Annotated in this window: 14 protein-coding genes; all 14 read right to left on the minus strand. The window is 70.2% G+C overall.

The features are described 5' to 3' along the window. Positions 1–13: 13 nt before the first annotated feature. The 14 genes from ACYVD5_RS05635 to ACYVD5_RS05700 all read right to left on the minus strand — a co-directional run bounded on the left by ACYVD5_RS05635 (position 14) and on the right by ACYVD5_RS05700 (position 15,778). Positions 14–1,582: an NADH-quinone oxidoreductase subunit M gene (locus tag ACYVD5_RS05635; RefSeq protein WP_460999836.1), complete on the minus strand. Its 1,569-nt coding sequence runs from the start codon at positions 1,580–1,582 to the stop codon at positions 14–16. After that, positions 1,583–3,538, minus strand: coding sequence for an NADH-quinone oxidoreductase subunit L (gene nuoL, locus ACYVD5_RS05640; protein WP_460999837.1), 1,956 nt, complete (start codon positions 3,536–3,538; stop codon positions 1,583–1,585). A 14-nt stretch (positions 3,539–3,552) separates the two neighbouring features. Next, the gene (gene nuoK / locus ACYVD5_RS05645) at positions 3,553–3,852 is read right to left on the minus strand and encodes an NADH-quinone oxidoreductase subunit NuoK (RefSeq protein WP_040275013.1); all 300 of its coding nucleotides are present in this window, start codon (positions 3,850–3,852) and stop codon (positions 3,553–3,555) included. Beyond that, complete coding sequence (locus tag ACYVD5_RS05650; RefSeq protein ID WP_460999838.1) at positions 3,840–4,787, minus strand: NADH-quinone oxidoreductase subunit J; 948 nt, start codon at positions 4,785–4,787, stop codon at positions 3,840–3,842. The genes nuoK and ACYVD5_RS05650 overlap by 13 nt, the downstream gene beginning before the upstream one ends. Next, a complete protein-coding gene (nuoI, locus tag ACYVD5_RS05655; RefSeq protein WP_460999839.1) occupies positions 4,784–5,335 on the minus strand; it encodes an NADH-quinone oxidoreductase subunit NuoI in 552 nt (183 codons plus the stop codon). The genes ACYVD5_RS05650 and nuoI overlap by 4 nt, the downstream gene beginning before the upstream one ends. After that, positions 5,328–6,689 (minus strand): NADH-quinone oxidoreductase subunit NuoH, encoded by a 1,362-nt coding sequence (nuoH, locus tag ACYVD5_RS05660; RefSeq protein WP_460999840.1) that lies wholly within the window; start codon positions 6,687–6,689, stop codon positions 5,328–5,330. Before nuoH ends, nuoI begins: the two co-directional genes overlap by 8 nt. Further along, on the minus strand, positions 6,689–9,235 hold the full coding sequence (locus tag ACYVD5_RS05665; protein ID WP_460999841.1) for an NADH-quinone oxidoreductase subunit G: 2,547 nt from the start codon (positions 9,233–9,235) through the stop codon (positions 6,689–6,691). The genes nuoH and ACYVD5_RS05665 overlap by 1 nt, the downstream gene beginning before the upstream one ends. Positions 9,236–9,293: 58 nt before the next feature. Then, positions 9,294–10,592 carry an NADH-quinone oxidoreductase subunit NuoF gene (gene nuoF / locus ACYVD5_RS05670; protein WP_460999842.1) on the minus strand — a complete coding sequence of 433 codons (1,299 nt, stop codon included), beginning with the start codon at positions 10,590–10,592 and terminating at the stop codon, positions 9,294–9,296. Further along, complete coding sequence (gene nuoE, locus ACYVD5_RS05675) at positions 10,589–11,284, minus strand: NADH-quinone oxidoreductase subunit NuoE (protein WP_460999843.1); 696 nt, start codon at positions 11,282–11,284, stop codon at positions 10,589–10,591. Before nuoE ends, nuoF begins: the two co-directional genes overlap by 4 nt. Next, positions 11,281–12,579, minus strand: a complete 1,299-nt coding sequence (locus ACYVD5_RS05680) for an NADH-quinone oxidoreductase subunit D (protein WP_460999844.1) — start codon at positions 12,577–12,579, stop codon at positions 11,281–11,283. Before ACYVD5_RS05680 ends, nuoE begins: the two co-directional genes overlap by 4 nt. Then, entirely contained in the window at positions 12,576–13,283 is a 708-nt protein-coding gene (locus ACYVD5_RS05685) for an NADH-quinone oxidoreductase subunit C (protein WP_461000035.1), read from the minus strand. Before ACYVD5_RS05685 ends, ACYVD5_RS05680 begins: the two co-directional genes overlap by 4 nt. Positions 13,284–13,348: 65 nt before the next feature. Further along, positions 13,349–13,909, minus strand: a complete 561-nt coding sequence (locus ACYVD5_RS05690) for a NuoB/complex I 20 kDa subunit family protein (RefSeq protein WP_460999845.1) — start codon at positions 13,907–13,909, stop codon at positions 13,349–13,351. A 75-nt stretch (positions 13,910–13,984) separates the two neighbouring features. Next, complete coding sequence (locus ACYVD5_RS05695) at positions 13,985–14,344, minus strand: NADH-quinone oxidoreductase subunit A (protein ID WP_460999846.1); 360 nt, start codon at positions 14,342–14,344, stop codon at positions 13,985–13,987. A gap of 129 nt (positions 14,345–14,473) precedes the next feature. Beyond that, positions 14,474–15,778 (minus strand): geranylgeranyl reductase family protein, encoded by a 1,305-nt coding sequence (locus ACYVD5_RS05700; protein ID WP_460999847.1) that lies wholly within the window; start codon positions 15,776–15,778, stop codon positions 14,474–14,476. Positions 15,779–15,996: the final 218 nt, after the last annotated feature.

Raw genomic sequence — 15,996 nt, forward strand, 5'->3', positions numbered from 1 at the left:
CCGCCCACTCCGCTTACTCGTCGGGCTCACTCGTGCCTCCTGGTTCGTGGTCCGCAGCTTCGGCTTCGCCGATCGCCGGCTGGGGGTCGGTGACGCCGACGGACTCCATGGTCGCCTCGACGGCCGGGTTGATGACGTCCAGCAGCGGCTGCGGGTAAACACCGAAGACGACCAGCAGGGCGACCAGCGGCGCGACCGCCAGGGTCTCCCGGCGGGAAAGGTCGCGCAGCCGCGCCAGCCCCTCGGGCAGCGGTCCGGTCATGGTGCGCTGGTACATCCACAGGATGTAGAGCGCGGCCAGTACCACGCCGACCGACGCGATGATCGCGGGCACCGGGTGGAAGGCGAAGGCGCCGATGAACACCAGGAATTCGCTGACGAACGGCGACAGCCCCGGCAGCGCGAGCCCGGCCAGCCCGGAGACCAGGAACATGCCCGCCAGCACCGGCGCTTTCTGCTGCACACCCCGGTAGTCGGCGATGGCCGTGGACCCCCGGCGCGCGACCAGGAACCCGACCACCAGGAACAGCGCCCCGGTCGCGAACCCGTGGTTGACCATGTACAGCGCCGCACCGGACTGGCCCTGGGAGGTCATGACGAACACGCCCAGGGTGATGAACCCGAAGTGCGACACCGAGGTGTAGGCGATCAGCCGCATCATGTCGCTCTGCGCGATGGCCAGGACCGCGCCGTAGACGATGCTGACCAGGCTCAACACCACCACCGGCCAGATGAACCAGGTGGCGGCGCCGGGGAACATCTCCAGGCAGTAGCGCAGCATGCCGTAGGTGCCGACCTTGTCCAGCACGCCCACCAGCAGCACCGCCGTGCCCGGGCGGGACGACCCGGCCGCGCTGGGCAGCCAGGTGTGCACCGGCCACATCGGCGCCTTGATGGCGAACGCGATGAAGAAGCCGAGGAAGAGCCAGCGTGCCACCGCCGGGTCCAGCCCGGCCAGCGCGCCTTGGGCGCCGACCAGCTCGCTCCACAGGAACGTGCCGCCGTAGACGTAGACACTGATGACGGCCACCAGCATCAGCAGCCCGCCGAGCAGGCTGTAGAGCAGGAACTTCACGGCGGCCGCACGGCGCGCGTCCCCGCGCCCGTAGCGCCCGATCATGAAGTAGACCGGGATCAGCATGGCCTCGAAGAACACGTAGAACAGGAAGACGTCTGTGGCCGCGAACACGCCGATCATCATCGCCTCCAGCAGGAGGATCAGCGCGAAGTAGCCCTTGCCCGAATCGGGGGCGTCGTCGTTCTCCCGCCAGGCCGCCAGCACCACCAGGGGTACCAGCACCGCCGACATCAGGATCAGCACCAGCGCGATGCCGTCGACCCCGACCGCGTAGTTGATGCCGAACCGCGGGATCCACGGGTAAACCTCGGCGAACTGCAGCCGGTCGCCGCCTGATGGCGTGAACCGGGTGGCCATCGCCGCGACCAGCAGCAGGGTCGCCGCGGTGACGGCCAGCGCCGTCCGTTTGGCCGTTTCGGCCCGCTCGCGCGGGAGCAGCGCCACCGCCAGACTGCCCAGGGCGGGCAGCGCAATGGCGAGGGTGAGCCAGGGGAAGTCGGTCATCTAGATCCTCACAGCCAGCGTTGCGACGACGATGGCGGCGCCGAACAGCATCGTCAGCGCGTAGGTGCGGGCAAAGCCCGTCTGCGCACCGCGCAGCCCGTGGGAGCTGCCTTGCACGCTCCTGCCGACCCCGTTGACCAGCCCGTCGACCACCTTGGTGTCGAAGGCCTTCAGCGCCGCGGCAAGGGCTTGGCCCGGGCGCATGAACAACGCTTCGTTGAGGGCGTTGCCGTAGAGCTCGTTGCGGGCGAAGGCGGTCACCCAACCGGGCCGCGGCGCCGTGGCCGGTACCTCGCGGCGGCCGTACATGAACCAGGCGGCGCCGGCGCCGACCACCATCAGCCCCAGCGCCGCCAGGCTCGGCAGGCTGGTGAACATGGCGGCCAGGTGGAACTCATGCGCCTCTTCGGGCGCGCCGACCGCCGGCTCCAGGAAGTGCGCGAAGCGGTAGCCGAACACCAGGACCGCGCCCAGGAACACCGACCCCGCGGCCAGCACGATCATCGGCGCGGTCATCGAGGCCGGCGACTCGTGCGGGTGCGCGCCCTCGGCCCAGCGGCGCTCGCCGAAGAACGTCATGATCATCACGCGGGTCATGTAGAACGCGGTCAGCCCGGCGCCCACCAGCGCCGCCGTGCCCAACCCGGTTCCGACCGCTCCGCCGGAGGAGAAGGCGGCCTCGATGATGCCCTCCTTGGTCCACCAGCCCGACAGCAGCGGGAACCCGATGATGGCCAGGTAACCAAGCCCGAACGTGGCGAAGGTGATGGGCATGGCCTTGCGCAGCCCGCCGTAGCGGCGCATGTCGACCTCGTCGTTCATGCCGTGCATCACCGAGCCCGCGCCCAGGAACAGCCCGGCCTTGAAGAAGCCGTGCGTGATCAGGTGGGCGATGGCCGCTGCGTAGCCGACCGGGCCCAGCCCCGCCGCCAGGGTCATATAGCCGATCTGGCTCATGGTGGAGCCGGCCAGCGCCTTCTTGATGTCGTCCTTGGCGCAACCGATGACGGCACCTGCCAGCAGGGTCGCCGCGCCGACCACGGCAACGGTGAGCTGGGCGGCGGGTGCGGCCTCGAACACCGGGCCCGCCCGCACGATCAGGTAGACGCCGGCGGTGACCATGGTGGCGGCGTGGATGAGCGCGGAGACCGGAGTGGGGCCCTCCATCGCGTCCAGCAGCCACGACTGCAGCGGCAGCTGCGCCGACTTGCCGCAGGCCCCCAGGAGCAGCAGCAGGCCGATGGCGGTCATCACGCCTTGGCCGGCCTCGCCGGCGGCGCCGAAGACCCCGCTGAAGGCGACCGTGCCGAACGTGGTGAACATCAGCATGACCGCGATCAGCAGGCCGATGTCGCCGACCCGGTTGACCAGGAACGCCTTCTTGGCGGCGACCGCGGCGGAGTCCTTGTGCTGCCAGAACCCGATCAGCAGGTAGGAGGCCAGGCCCACGCCCTCCCAGCCCAGGAACAGCAGCGCGAAGTTGTCGGCGAGGACGAGCACGAGCATCGCCGCGACGAACAGGTTCAGGTAGGCGAAGAACCGGCGGCGCCGCTCGTCGTGGGCCATGTAGCCCACCGAGTAGATGTGGATGAGGGAGCCGACACCGGTGATCAGCAGCGCGAAGCTGATCGACAGCGGGTCCAGCAGCAGGCCCGCCTCGGCGGTGAACCCGCCCGCGGAGAACCAGGTGTAGACAGGGACCGCGAAGCTCCGGTCCTGCGGCGCGGCGGCCAGGATCTGGAACAGGGCCGCCACCGCCCAGCCGAAGCTCGCCAGCGGCAGGGCCGTTGCCAGCAGGTGGCCCCAGCCGTCGGTGCGCCGGCCGCCCAGCAGCAGAATGGCGGCGCCGACCAGCGGAAACGCGATCAGCAACCAGGAGTTGGCCAGGATCGCCCCACTGGCCTCGGAGGTGACAGCGGTCCCGTGCTGCTCGGCGGCGAGGGTTATCTCAGACACAGCCACGTCGCCTTCTAGTGCTTGAGCAGGTTGGCGTCGTCCAGCGACGCCGACCTGCGGGTCCTAAAGATCTGCATGATGATCGCCAGGCCCACCACGACCTCGGCCGCGGCCACGATCATCACGAAGAACGCGATGACCTGGCCTTCGATGTCGCCGAGCATGCGGGCGAAGGCGACGAACGCCAGGTTGCAGGCGTTGAGCATCAGCTCCACGCACATGAACACGATGATGGCGTTGCGCCGCACCAGCACACCGATGGCGCCGATCGTGAACACGATCGCGGCAAGCACGATGTAGTTCATCGGGTCCATGTGGGCTCGGCCTCCTGTCCGTTGGCTCCGTTGGCTCCGTCGGCGCCGTCGGTCCCACCGGCATCGCCTTCGTCCGCGTCCGGCTCGGCGGGGCCGAGCGGGTCGGCCTCCTTGGAGCCGGCCGAATCCGAGGCGCCGCCGGCCTGCGGGATGGCGCCCAGCCGGAAGTCCTCGGGCACGCCCGACTGCAGTTCGGGGTCGCGGGCGGTGAGCACCGGGTTCAGCGACAGTTCCGAGACCGAGCCGTCGGGCAGCAGCGCCGGCATGTCGATGGCGTTGTGGCGTGCGTAGGTGCCGGGCCCGGGCAGCGGTGTGGGGTGGTCGCCGCGGATGCGCTCGCGGGACTGCACCCGCTGCGTGCGGCGCTTCTTCAGCCGGTTGACGTGGGCAAGCACGAGCGCGCCGAGCACCGCGGTGATCAGCAGCGCACCGGTGGCCTCGAAGGCGATGATGTAGCGGTAGATCACTTCGCTCGCGATCCAGGGGACGCTGCCGCCGGCCGCGGCCGCGCCCGCGCTCAGCCCGACCGGGTCGGCGGCGGTGATGCGGGTCAGCCCGAGCGTCAGCGCACCCAGGAAGCACACCGCGACCACCGCGGTGAGCACCCGCTGCCCGCGCAACGTCTCGACCAGGGAGTCCGCCGAGCTGACGCCGACCAGCATCAGCACGAACAGGAACAGCATCAGCACCGCGCCGGTGTAGACGACGATCTGCACGACCATCAGGAACGGCGCCTGGTTGATCCCGTAGAAGACGGCCAGGCCGAGCATGACCATCGCCATCATCAGCGCCGAGTGCACGGCCTTGCGGCTGAAGACCACGCCGATGGCGCCGAGGACCACCACGGTGGCCAGGACCCAGAAGATGGCGGCCTCGCCGCCGCCGATGGGGTTGCCCGGCGCGGCGGAGGCGCCGGTGAGGATGTCGGCGTTCACCTGCTCGCCTCACCCTCGGGCCGGGGCGGCACGGCGGCCTCGGCCGCGGTGGCACCGCTGCGGTAGTACTCCTCCTCGGTGTCGCCGAGCCGCATGGGGTGCGGCGGCGCCTCCATGGCCTCGGTGAGCGGCGCGAGGAGCTGCTCCTTGGTCCAGATGAGGCTTTCGCGCTCGTCGTCGGCGATCTCGTACTCGTTGGTCATGGTCAGCGCCCGGGTGGGGCAGGCCTCGACGCAGAGTCCGCACAGGATGCACCGCAGGTAGTTGATCTGGTAGACGCGCCCGTAGCGCTCGCCCGGGGAGTAGCGCTCCTCCTCGGTGTTGTCGCCGCCCTCCACGTAGATCGCGTCGGCCGGGCAGGCCCAGGCGCACAGCTCGCACCCGATGCACTTCTCCAGGCCGTCGGCCCAGCGGTTGAGCTGGTGCCGACCGTGGAAGCGGGGCGCGGTCGCGCGCTTGACCTCGGGATAGTTGGTGGTCGGCACCTTCGTGAACATGGTGTGGAAGGTGACGCCGAACCCTTTGACGGGGTTGAGCCAGTCAAGCACCGGTAACCTCCTCACGCTTGTCGTCGGGGGCACGCGGGACGTAGCGGGGCCCCTCGGCCGGCACACTGCTGCCGTAGTGGGGTGCGCTGGGCGGTGGCACGGGGAATCCTCCGTAGGCGGGGTCTTCGCGCATGAGCCGCAGCTCGTTGCGGCGCTCTTCGGCCTCGGCGGCGCGCCTGCGCCGCACCGAGCGGGCCCAGGCCACCAGCACGGCGACGGTGATGGCGCTGAAGACCGCCACGACCGCGGCGATCGCCCAGGCGGGTGCGCCCTCGTTGCCGAGGATGCGCACGAACGCCACGGCGGTGATCCACACGAGCTGCACGGGGATGAGGATCTTCCAGCCGAGCTGCATGAGCTGGTCGTAGCGGATCCGCGGCACCGAGCCGCGCACCCAGATGAACAGGAACATCACGAACAGGAACTTCAGCAGCCACCACAGGGCCGGCCACCAGGCCTCGTTCGCGCCTGCCCAGAACATGGTCAGCGGCGGCGGTGCGAGGTAGCCGCCGAGGAAGAAGGTCACCGAGACCGCGGCGACGGTCACCATGTTCACGTACTCGGCGAGGAAGAACATCGTGAACTTCATCGACCCGTACTCGGTCATGAACCCGCCGACGAGCTCGCCTTCGCCCTCGGCGAGGTCGAAGGGCAGCCGGTTGGTCTCGCCGACCATCGTGACCAGGTAGATCAGGAACGACGGCAGCAGGATCACCGCGAACCACACGGGGCGCTGCGCCTCGACGATGCCCGAGGTGGTCAGGGTGCCCGAGTACATGAACACCGCCACAAAGGACAGGCCCATCGCGATCTCGTAGCTGATGACCTGGGCCGAGGCGCGCAGCCCGCCCAGCAGGGCATAGGGCGACTGCGAGGCCCAACCGCCCAGCACGATCCCGTAGACGCCCACGGCCGCGGTGGCCAGCACCAGCAGTGCCGCGATGGGCAGGTCGGTCAGCTGCAGCGGGGTCTGCACCCCGAACAGGTTGACCTCGGGCCCGATCGGGATGACCGAGAACGCCATGAACGCGGGTACCGCGGCGATCATCGGCGCCGCGATGTAGACGGCGCGGTCGACACCGCGCGGGATCAGATCCTCCTTCAGCGACAGCTTGACCCCGTCGGCCAGGGACTGCAGCAGCCCCAGTGGACCGAACCGGTTGGGGCCGTGGCGCTGCTGCATGCGGCCCATGACCTTGCGGTCGGCCATGATCATCATCAGCACGCAGACCATCAGGAAGACGAAGATCGCCAACGCCTTGATCAGCGAGATCCACCAGGGGTCGGTGCCGAAGGCATCCAGTTGGGCCTCGGCGGCCATGGGCACCGCCGCGCCGGCCTGCGCGGTCGTCATCACTGGTCGCTCCCCGCACTCGTCGCGGTCATCTTGGCTTCCACGGCGGTGTCGGCCACGGCCGCTGCGCCGGCTGTGTCGGCGGCGGCGTCCGGGGCGGCGTCGGCGCTGATGGCGACCACCGTTCCGGCGGCGGCGCCCAGGTCGCGGTGGATGTCGCAGTCCTGGGCGTTCTCGGGCAGCCACACCACCCGGTCGGGCATTGCGGTGACGATGGCGGGCGCGCTCACCGAGCCGCCGGGGCCGCTGACCCGCAGCCGGCCGCCGTCGGCCAGCCCGATCTCCGCGGCGGTGGCGGCCGAGACGCGGGCCAGGGCCGGGCGCGCGGTCCCGGCGAGGTAGGGCTCGCCGTCCTCCATCCGGCCGCGGCCCAGCAGCTGGCGCCAGGACGACAGCACCGCTTCGCCCTTGCCGGGCTCGGGCGCTTTGGCGGGGCGGGCCAGCGGATCGGGCACGCGTTCGCCGGCCCAGCCCCCCAGTTCGTCGAGTTCGCGCCGCGCTGCCGCGTCGTCGGGCAGGCCCAGGTGCACGTCCATCTCGTCGGCCACCGCCGAGAGCACCCGCAGGTCCGAGAGGAGCCCGGGTTTCTTCAGCGCGTCGCCGAACGGGCGGCGGCGGCCCTCCCAGTCGACGAAGCTGCCGCTCTTCTCGGCGACCGCGGCCACCGGCAGCACCACGTCGGCCCGGTCGGTGACGTTGCTCGCCCGCATCTCCAGGCTGACGACGAAGGGCACGCGGGCCAGTGCGTCGCGGGCGGCGGCCGGGTCGGGCAGGTCGTCCAGGTCGACACCGGCGATGACCAGCGCCTCCAGTTCGCCCGAGGCGGCCGCCTCGATGATCTCGCCGGTGGAGCGGCCCTCGCGTTCGGGCAGGCTGCCCACGCCCCAGGCGCGGGCGGTCTCGGCGCGGGCCGTGGCGTCGGTGACCGGGCGTCCGCCGGGCAGCAGGTTGGGCAGCGCCCCGGCGTCGGCGGCACCGCGTTCACCGGCCCGGCGCGGCACCCAGGCCAGGCGGGCGCCGGTGCGGTCGGCCAGCCGCGCCGCGGAGGACAGCGCTCCGGGGACCGCGCCCAGCCGTTCGCCGGCCAGGATGATCGCCCCCCGTTGCCGCAGCGCCTCCAGCGCCTCGGGGTCGGCGTTGCCCAGTTCGTCCAGTACCCCGGGTTCCGCGCCGGGTGCCGCGGGCACGAGCCGCCCGCCCGCCTTGGTCAGGCCGCGTACCTCGTGGGAGGCCAGGGAGAACACGCGGGTGCCGTTGCGGCGGTGGGCCTTGCGCAGCCGCAGGAACACCACCGGCGACTCGTCCTCGGGGTCGAAGCCCGCGAGCAGCACCGCCGGGGCGTTCTCCAGGTCGGAGTAGGTGACGCCGATGCCGGTGCCCGCCACGCGGGCGGCCAGGAAGTCGGCCTCCTCGGCGGAGTGGGGGCGGGCCCGCATGTCGACGCTGTTGGTGCGCAGCGCGACCCGGGCGAACTTGGCATAGGCGTAGGCGTCTTCGAGGGTCAGCCGCCCGCCGGTGAGCACGCCGACACGGCCGCCGCGGTCGCGCGCCTGCGCGAGGCCGCGCGCGGCCAGGGTCAGCGACTCGGGCCAGGACGCGGTCTCCAGGGCGCGGGTGTCCTCGTCGCGCACGAGGGGGTGGTCGAGCCGGTCGGACTGGCTGGCGTACTTGAACGCCCACCGGCCCTTGTCGCAGTTCCACTCCTCGTTGACCTCGGGGTCGTCGCCCGCCAGGCGCCGGGTGACCTTGCCGCGCCGGTGGTCGGTGCGCTGGGCGCACCCGGCGGCGCAGTGCTCGCACACGCTGGGCGTGCTGACCAGGTCGAACGGCCGGGAGCGGAACCGGTAGGCGGCGCCGGTCAGCGCGCCGACCGGGCAGATCTGCACGGTGTTGCCGGAGAAGTAGGACTGGAACGGCTCGCCCTCGGCGATACCGACCTGCTCGTCGGCGCCGCGTTCGAGCAGTTCGATGAACGGGTCGCCGGCGATCTGCGCGGAGAACCGGGTGCAGCGGGCGCACTGGATGCAGCGCTCGCGGTCCAGGAGCACCTGGGAGGACAGCGCGATCGGTTTGGGGAAGGTCCGCTTGGTGTCGAGGAAGCGGGTCTCGCCGCCCCCGTTGGACATCGCCTGGTTCTGCAGGGGGCACTCGCCGCCCTTGTCGCAGACCGGGCAGTCCAGCGGGTGGTTGATCAGCAGGAACTCCATGATCCCGCGCTGGGCCTTCTCGGCGGTCTCGGAGGTGAGCTGGGTCTTGACGACCATGCCCTCCATGACCGTGATGGTGCAGGAGGCCTGCGGTTTGGGCATCGCCCGCCCGTTGCCGGCGTCGGGGATCTCGACCAGGCACTGGCGGCAGGCGCCCACCGGCTCCAGCAGGGGGTGGTCGCAGAAGCGCGGGATCTGGATGCCCAGCAGCTCGGCGGCGCGGATCACCAGTGTGCCCTTGGGGACCTGGATCTGGAAGCCGTCGATGGTGACGGTGATGAGGTCCTCCGGCGGCACGGCCGGTGTGCCGCCCGAGGCGCTGTTGGTCGTGACGGTCACTGCTCCTCCTCTCCTTCCTGCGCCGGCGGCGCTCCTGCGGCGGCCGCGGACTGGCCGGTCATGCGGTGCCTCCCCACAGGGTCGACTTGCGGTGGTCGAACGGGCAGCCGCCCTGGGTGACGTGGTCGATGTACTCCTGGCGGAAGTACTTGATGGAGGACATCACCGGGCTGGCCGCGCCGTCGCCGAGCGCGCAGAAGGAGCGGCCCAGCAGGTTGTCGCAGATGTCGAGCAGTTTCTCCAGGTCGGCTTCAGTGCCCTCGCCGCGTTCGAGGCGGTCCAGCACCTGCACCATCCAGTAGTTGCCCTCGCGGCAGGGCGTGCACTTGCCGCAGGATTCGTGGGCGTAGAACTCGATCCAGCGGCCGACGGCGCGCACCACGCAGGTGGTCTCGTCGAAGATCTGCAGGGCGCGGGTGCCCAGCATCGACCCGGCCGCGCCCACGGACTCGAAGTCCAGCGGGGTGTCGAGGTGTTCGTGGGTGAAGATCGGGGTGGAGGATCCGCCGGGTGTCCAGAACTTCAGTTCGTGGCCTTCGCGGATCCCGCCGGACATGTCGAGCAGTTCGCGCAGCGTGACACCGAGCGGCGCCTCGTACTGGCCGGGGCGGCGCACGTGGCCCGACAGCGAGAAGAACCCGAATCCGGCGGATTTCTCGGTGCCCATGGACGTGAACCACTCGGCGCCGTTGCGCACGATGCTGGGGACGCTGGCGATCGACTCGACGTTGTTGACGACCGTGGGCGAGGCGTAAAGCCCGGCCACCGCGGGGAACGGCGGCTTGAGCCGCGGCTGGCCCCGGTAGCCCTCCAGCGAGTCCAGCAGCGCGGTCTCCTCGCCGCAGATGTAGGCGCCGGCGCCGGCGTGCACCACCACGTCCAGGTCGAACCCGCTGCCGAGCATGTCGGGGCCGATCAGGTTGGCTTCGCGGGCCTGTTCGACGGCCTGCTTGAGCCTGCGGATGACGTGCAGCACCTCGCCGCGCACGTAGATGAACGCCTGGTTGCTGCGGATGGCGTAGGCCGAGATCGCCACGCCCTCGATGAGCGCGTGCGGGTTGGCGAGCAGCAGCGGGACGTCCTTGCAGGTGCCCGGCTCGGACTCGTCGGCGTTGACGACGAGGTAGCGGGGGTTGGGGTTGTCCTTGGGCAGGAACCCCCACTTCATCCCGGTGGGGAACCCGGCGCCGCCGCGCCCGCGCAGGCCCGATGCCTTGACCAGGTCCACGAGCGTGTCGGGTTCCATGGTCAGCGCGGTGCGCAGCGCCTGGTAGCCGCCGCCGGCGCGGTAGCCCTCCAGGGTGAAGGAGTCGGGGCGGTCCCAGTTGGCGGACAGGACCGGGGTCAGGGTGGTCACTTCGCGCTCCCTTCGTCGCCGCCGGCGGCGCCCGGCTCGGGCGCGGTCCAGCCGCGCCGCTGCGCCAGCCGCAGTCCCTCCAGGGAGGGTTCGCCGGCCTGGGTGCCTTCGCCGCCGCGCCCGTCGGAGAACCCGGCGAGCAGGCGGCTGGCCTGTTTCCAGGTGCAGAGCTGCTCGGGGCCGCGGGTGGGGCGTACGTCGTTGCCCAGGCGCAGGTCGTCGACGAGGCGTTTGGCCGACTCGGGGGTCTGGTTGTCGAAGAACTCCCAGTTGACCATCACGACCGGCGCGAAGTCGCAGGCCGCGTTGCACTCGACGTGTTCGACGGAGACGCGGCCGTCGTCGGTGGCCTGGTCGTTGCCGACGCCCAGGTGCTCCTTGACGGAGGCGAAGATCTCGTCGCCGCCCATGACCGCGCACAGCGTGTTGGTGCACACCCCGACGTGGTATTCGCCGGTGGGGCGGCGCTTGTACATGGTGTAGAAGGTCGCCACGGCGGTGACCTCGGCCGTGGTCAGGCCGAGTTGTTCGGCGCAGAACCGGATACCGGCGGTGGAGACGTAGCCTTCCTCTGCCTGCACCAGGTGCAGCAGCGGAAGCAGCGCTGAGCGTTCGCGCGGGTAGCGCGCGATGACGTCCTTGGCGTCGACCTCCAGCCGCGCGCGGACCTCTTCGGTAAAGGTGCTGCTCACCGGTCCACCCCTCCCATCACGGGGTCGATACTGGCCACCGCGGCGATGACGTCGGCCACGGTGCCGCCTTCGCACATGGCCGCGACCGCCTGCAGGTGAGTGAAGGAGGGGTCGCGGAAGTGCACGCGGAAGGGGCGGGTGCCGCCGTCGCTGACGGTGTGGCTGCCGAGCTCGCCCTTGGCGCTCTCGACGGCCGCGTAGGACTGCCCTGCCGGGACCCGGAAGCCTTCGGTCACGAGCTTGAAGTGGTGGATCAGCGCCTCCATCGACCCGCCCATGATGTGGGCGATGTGGTCGGGCGAGTTGCCCAGGCCGTCGCCGCCGAGCTCCAGGCGGGCGGGCCAGCCGATCTTGGGGTCGTCGACCATCACCGGTCCGGGCTCCAGCCGGTCCAGGCACTGCTCGATGATGCGCAGGCTCTGCTCCAGCTCGGCCACGCGCACCCGGTAGCGGGCGTAGACGTCACCGCCGTCGGACACGGGGATGTCGAAGTCGTAGTTCTCGTATCCGCAGTAGGGCTTGGCCTTGCGCAGGTCCCAGGCCAGACCCGAGGCGCGCAGCATCGGGCCGGTGACACCCAGGGCCATGCACCCGGCGAGGTCCAGGTGGGCGACGTCGCGGGTGCGGGCCAGGTACAGCGGGCTGGCGTCGAGCAGTTTGCGCAGGATCTCGATGCGCTTGGGCATCTCGTCGAGCAGCTCGCGGATCTTGCCGACCGCGCCGTCGGGCAGGTCCTGGGACACGCCGCCGGGGCGGATGTAGGCGTGGTTCATCCGCAGGCCGGTGATCAGCTCGAAGATGTCGAGCACCAGCTCGCGCTCGCGGAACCCGTTGGTCATGATGGTGGTGGCGCCCAGTTCCATGCCGAACGTCGCCATCGCCACGAAGTGCGACGACATCCGGTTGAGCTCCATCATCAGCACGCGGATGACGTTGGCGCGCTCGGGGATGCGGTCGTCGATCTCCAGCAGCCGTTCCACCGACAGGCAGTAGGCCACCTCGTTGAAGATCGGCGTGAGGTAGTCCATGCGGGTCACGAACGTGGTGCCCTGCGTCCACGTCCGGAACTCCATGTTCTTCTCGATGCCGGTGTGCAGGTAGCCGATGCCCACCCGCGCCTCGGTACAGGTCTCGCCGTCGAGGGTGAGGATGAGCCGGAGCACGCCGTGCGTCGAGGGGTGCTGGGGGCCCATGTTGACCACGAGGCGCTCGGCGCCGCTGCTCTGCGCCTTTGCGACGACCTCTTCCCAGTCGCCGCCGGAGGCGTCGATGTAGTCCTCTGTGACATTCGTCATTGGTATGACCTCCGCTCGTCCGGCGGCGGGACGGTGGCACCGCGGTACTCAACGGGGATCCCGCCGAGCGGGTAGTCCTTGCGCTGGGGATGGCCGTGCCAGTCGTCGGGCATCTCGATGCGGGTTAGCGCGGGGTGCCCGTCGAAGACGATCCCGAAGAAGTCCCAGGCTTCGCGCTCGTGCCAGTCGTTGGTGGGGTAGACCGACACGATCGAGGGGATGTGCGGGTCGGCGTCGGGGCAGGCGGTCTCCACCCGGATCTCGTTGTTGTGGGTCAGCGAGCGCAGGTGGTAGACGCCGTGCAGCTCGCGACCGGTGTCGTCGGGGTAGTGCACGCCACTGACACCCGTGCACAGCTCGAACCGCAGGGCGGGGTCGTCGCGCAGCAGCCTGGCGACCTCGGGCAGGTTTTCGCGGCGCACGTGGAACGTGATCTCGCCGCGGTCGACCACGACCCGTTCGACGGCCCGCGTGCCGGGGGTGTCCTCGCTGGACAGCGCGCGTTCGAGCGCGTCGGCGATCCCGTCGAAGGACGCGGTGCGGGGGTCGTCCGGGTCGGTGAACGGCCGCCGCGAACCCGCGCGGGGCGGTTTGCGGACCTGCAGCAGGCCGTAGCCGGAGGTGTCGCCGGTGGTCTTGGCGCCGAACATCCCGGTGCGGGCGACGGGCGCGCTGAGCCGTTCCTCGCCGGCGCGGGCGGGCAGGTCGGCCTGCTCCTCGGGCTCCTCGGGATTGCGGCCGTTGGCCCCGGGGCCGTTTCCGTTGGTGCTCACCGGCCCGACACCTCGCTCGTGTCCAGTAGCGGAAGCTCGCGCCGCAGCCGGCGCTCCTCCTCTTCCTCGATCTCGGCCTTGCGGTGCGCGCCGAGCTTGGTGTTCTGCACCTTGTCGTGCAGCTTCAGCACGGCGTCGAACAGCATCTCGGGCCGGGGCGGGCAGCCGGGCACGTACATGTCCACCGGGACGATGTGGTCGACACCCTGCACGATGGCGTAGTTGTTGAACATGCCGCCGCTGGAGGCGCACACACCCATCGAGATGACCCACTTGGGCTCGGGCATCTGGTCGTAGATCTGGCGCACGACGGGGGCCATCTTCTGGCTGACCCGGCCCGCCACGATCATCAGGTCGGCCTGGCGCGGTGTTGCGCCGAACTTCTCCATCCCGTACCTGGCGATGTCGTAGTGCGGTCCGCCGGCCGACATCATCTCGATGGCGCAGCAGGCCAGCCCGAATGTGGCCGGCCACATCGAGCTCTTGCGTACCAGGCCGACGACCTGCTCGACCGTCGTCAGCATGATGCCGCTGGGGATCTTCTCCTCAACGCCCATCCGGCGACCCCCCTTTCCCGTCCGTCGGTTTGCGGTTGTTCGGTGTCTCGGCGCCGCTCGGGCGCGCAGCGGCGGTCAATCCCACTCCAGTCCGCCGCGGCGCCACTCGTAGGCGTAGGCGATCGACACGTTCACCAGGAACAGCACCATCGCGATCAGCCCGAAGACGCCCAGTTCGTCGAAGTGGACGGCCCACGGGTAGAGGAAGATGATCTCGATGTCGAAAACGATGAACAGCATCGCGGTGAGGTAGTACTTGATCGTGAAGCGGCCGCCGCCCGCGGGCTGGGGCGTGGGCTCGATGCCGCACTCGTAGGACTGCAGCTTGGCCCGGTTGTACCGCTTGGGCCCGGCAATGGCCCCCGCGATCATCGAGACCGCGACGAACGCGGCTCCGATGGCGGCGAGGATGAAAACGGGTGCGTACAGCTCCATTGCTAGGCGTTCCCCTCAGTGCCGGTTGGGCGTGCGGGCGCGACCGGTGCACGCGCGCTTGTGATTGCGTTCACGTGCTCGCTATCGAGCAGCTGCCAGATGTCGTACATGGTGTGCGGTCTCTCCGCCTCAGGCCGCGGGCGCGATTTTGGACATGCCGTTGATGACCCGGTCCATGGCGTCGCCGCTGCTGGGTTCGGTCAGATTGGCGAGCATCTTCAGCGCGAACCGCATCAGCGTGCGCTGCGGCAGGCCGTACTTGGTCGCGTACTTCATCAGCTCCGGGTTGCCGATCATCTTCACAAAGACCCGGCCCAGCGTGTAGTAGCCGCCGTAGGTTTCGGAGAGGATCTGCGGGTAGCGCAGCAGTGTGCGCTCCCGGGCCTGCTGTGTGGGGCGCGCGTGGGCCTGGGCGATGACATCGGCGGCCATGTGGCCGGCCTCCATCGCGTAGGCGATCCCCTCGCCGTTGAACGGGTTGATCATGCCGCCGGAGTCGCCCACCAGCATCAGTCCGCGGGTGTAGTGCGGCACCCGGTTGAAGCCCATGGGCAGCGCGGATCCGCGGATCTTGCCCTGCTGGTTCTCCTCGGTGAACCCCCACTCGGCGGGCATGCTGGAGGTCCAGCGCCGCAGCAGCGAGCGGTAGTCGACGTCTTGGAAGGACGCGGTGGAGTTGAGGATGCCCAGTCCGACGTTGCTGGTGCCGTCGCCGACTCCGAAAACCCACCCGTAGCCGGGCAGCAGCACGTCGCGGCCCTGGTCCTTGTCCCACAGTTCCAGCCAGGACTCCAGGTAGTCGTCGGTGTGGCGGGGACTGGTGAAGTAGGTGCGCACGGCCACGCCCATGGGGCGGTCGTCGCGCTTGCGGATGCCCATGGCCACCGAGAGCCGCGAGGAGTTGCCGTCGGCGGCCACCACCAGGGGCGCGCGGTAGGTCACGGGCTCGCGGTCGGGGTCCTTGGCGGTGACACCGACGATGCGGTTGCTGCGCGGGTCGATGACGGGCCCGGTGACGTTGGTGCTCTGCAGCAGGCGGGCCCCTGCCGAGACGGCGCGCTCGGCGAGGATCTGGTCGAAGTCCTCGCGGGTGCGCACGAGGCCGAAGCCGGGGTACTCGGCCAGATCGGGCCACGGGAGTTCGACACGCACGCCGCCGCCGATGATCCGCAGCCCGTGGTTGCGGATCCAGCCTTTGTCGTCGAGGGAGACGCCCATCGCGGTGAGCTGCTTGACCGCGCGCGGGGTCAGTCCGTCGCCGCACACTTTCTCGCGCGGGAACGCGGATTTCTCCAATAGCAGGACGTCCAGCCCGGCCTGCGCGAGGTAATAGGCGGCCGTGGATCCGGCCGGTCCGGCTCCGACGACGATGACGTCGGCTTCGGCCTCAGGGCGGCCCCGGACGGACAGGAGGGCGGGTGCTGTCTCGCTCACGAGTTGGTCCTTGGCTCACTTGGCGCGGCTCCGCGCCTCGGGGGTGCGCCGGCGGCGACGCTTGTGCGGTTCGGCTTGGTCGGTGGCTGGTCTGGCTGCGGTCTACTGCTGGTGTGCTGCTGGCCTGCGGCTGCATTACTGCTGGGCTGCGATGTTATGTACGACTCGTACGCTTGTGAAGTCCTTCACAAGGGCTCTCGGTTGGCAGTCTAGACCTT

The sequence above is a fragment of the Streptomonospora sediminis genome, assembly GCF_054778995.1.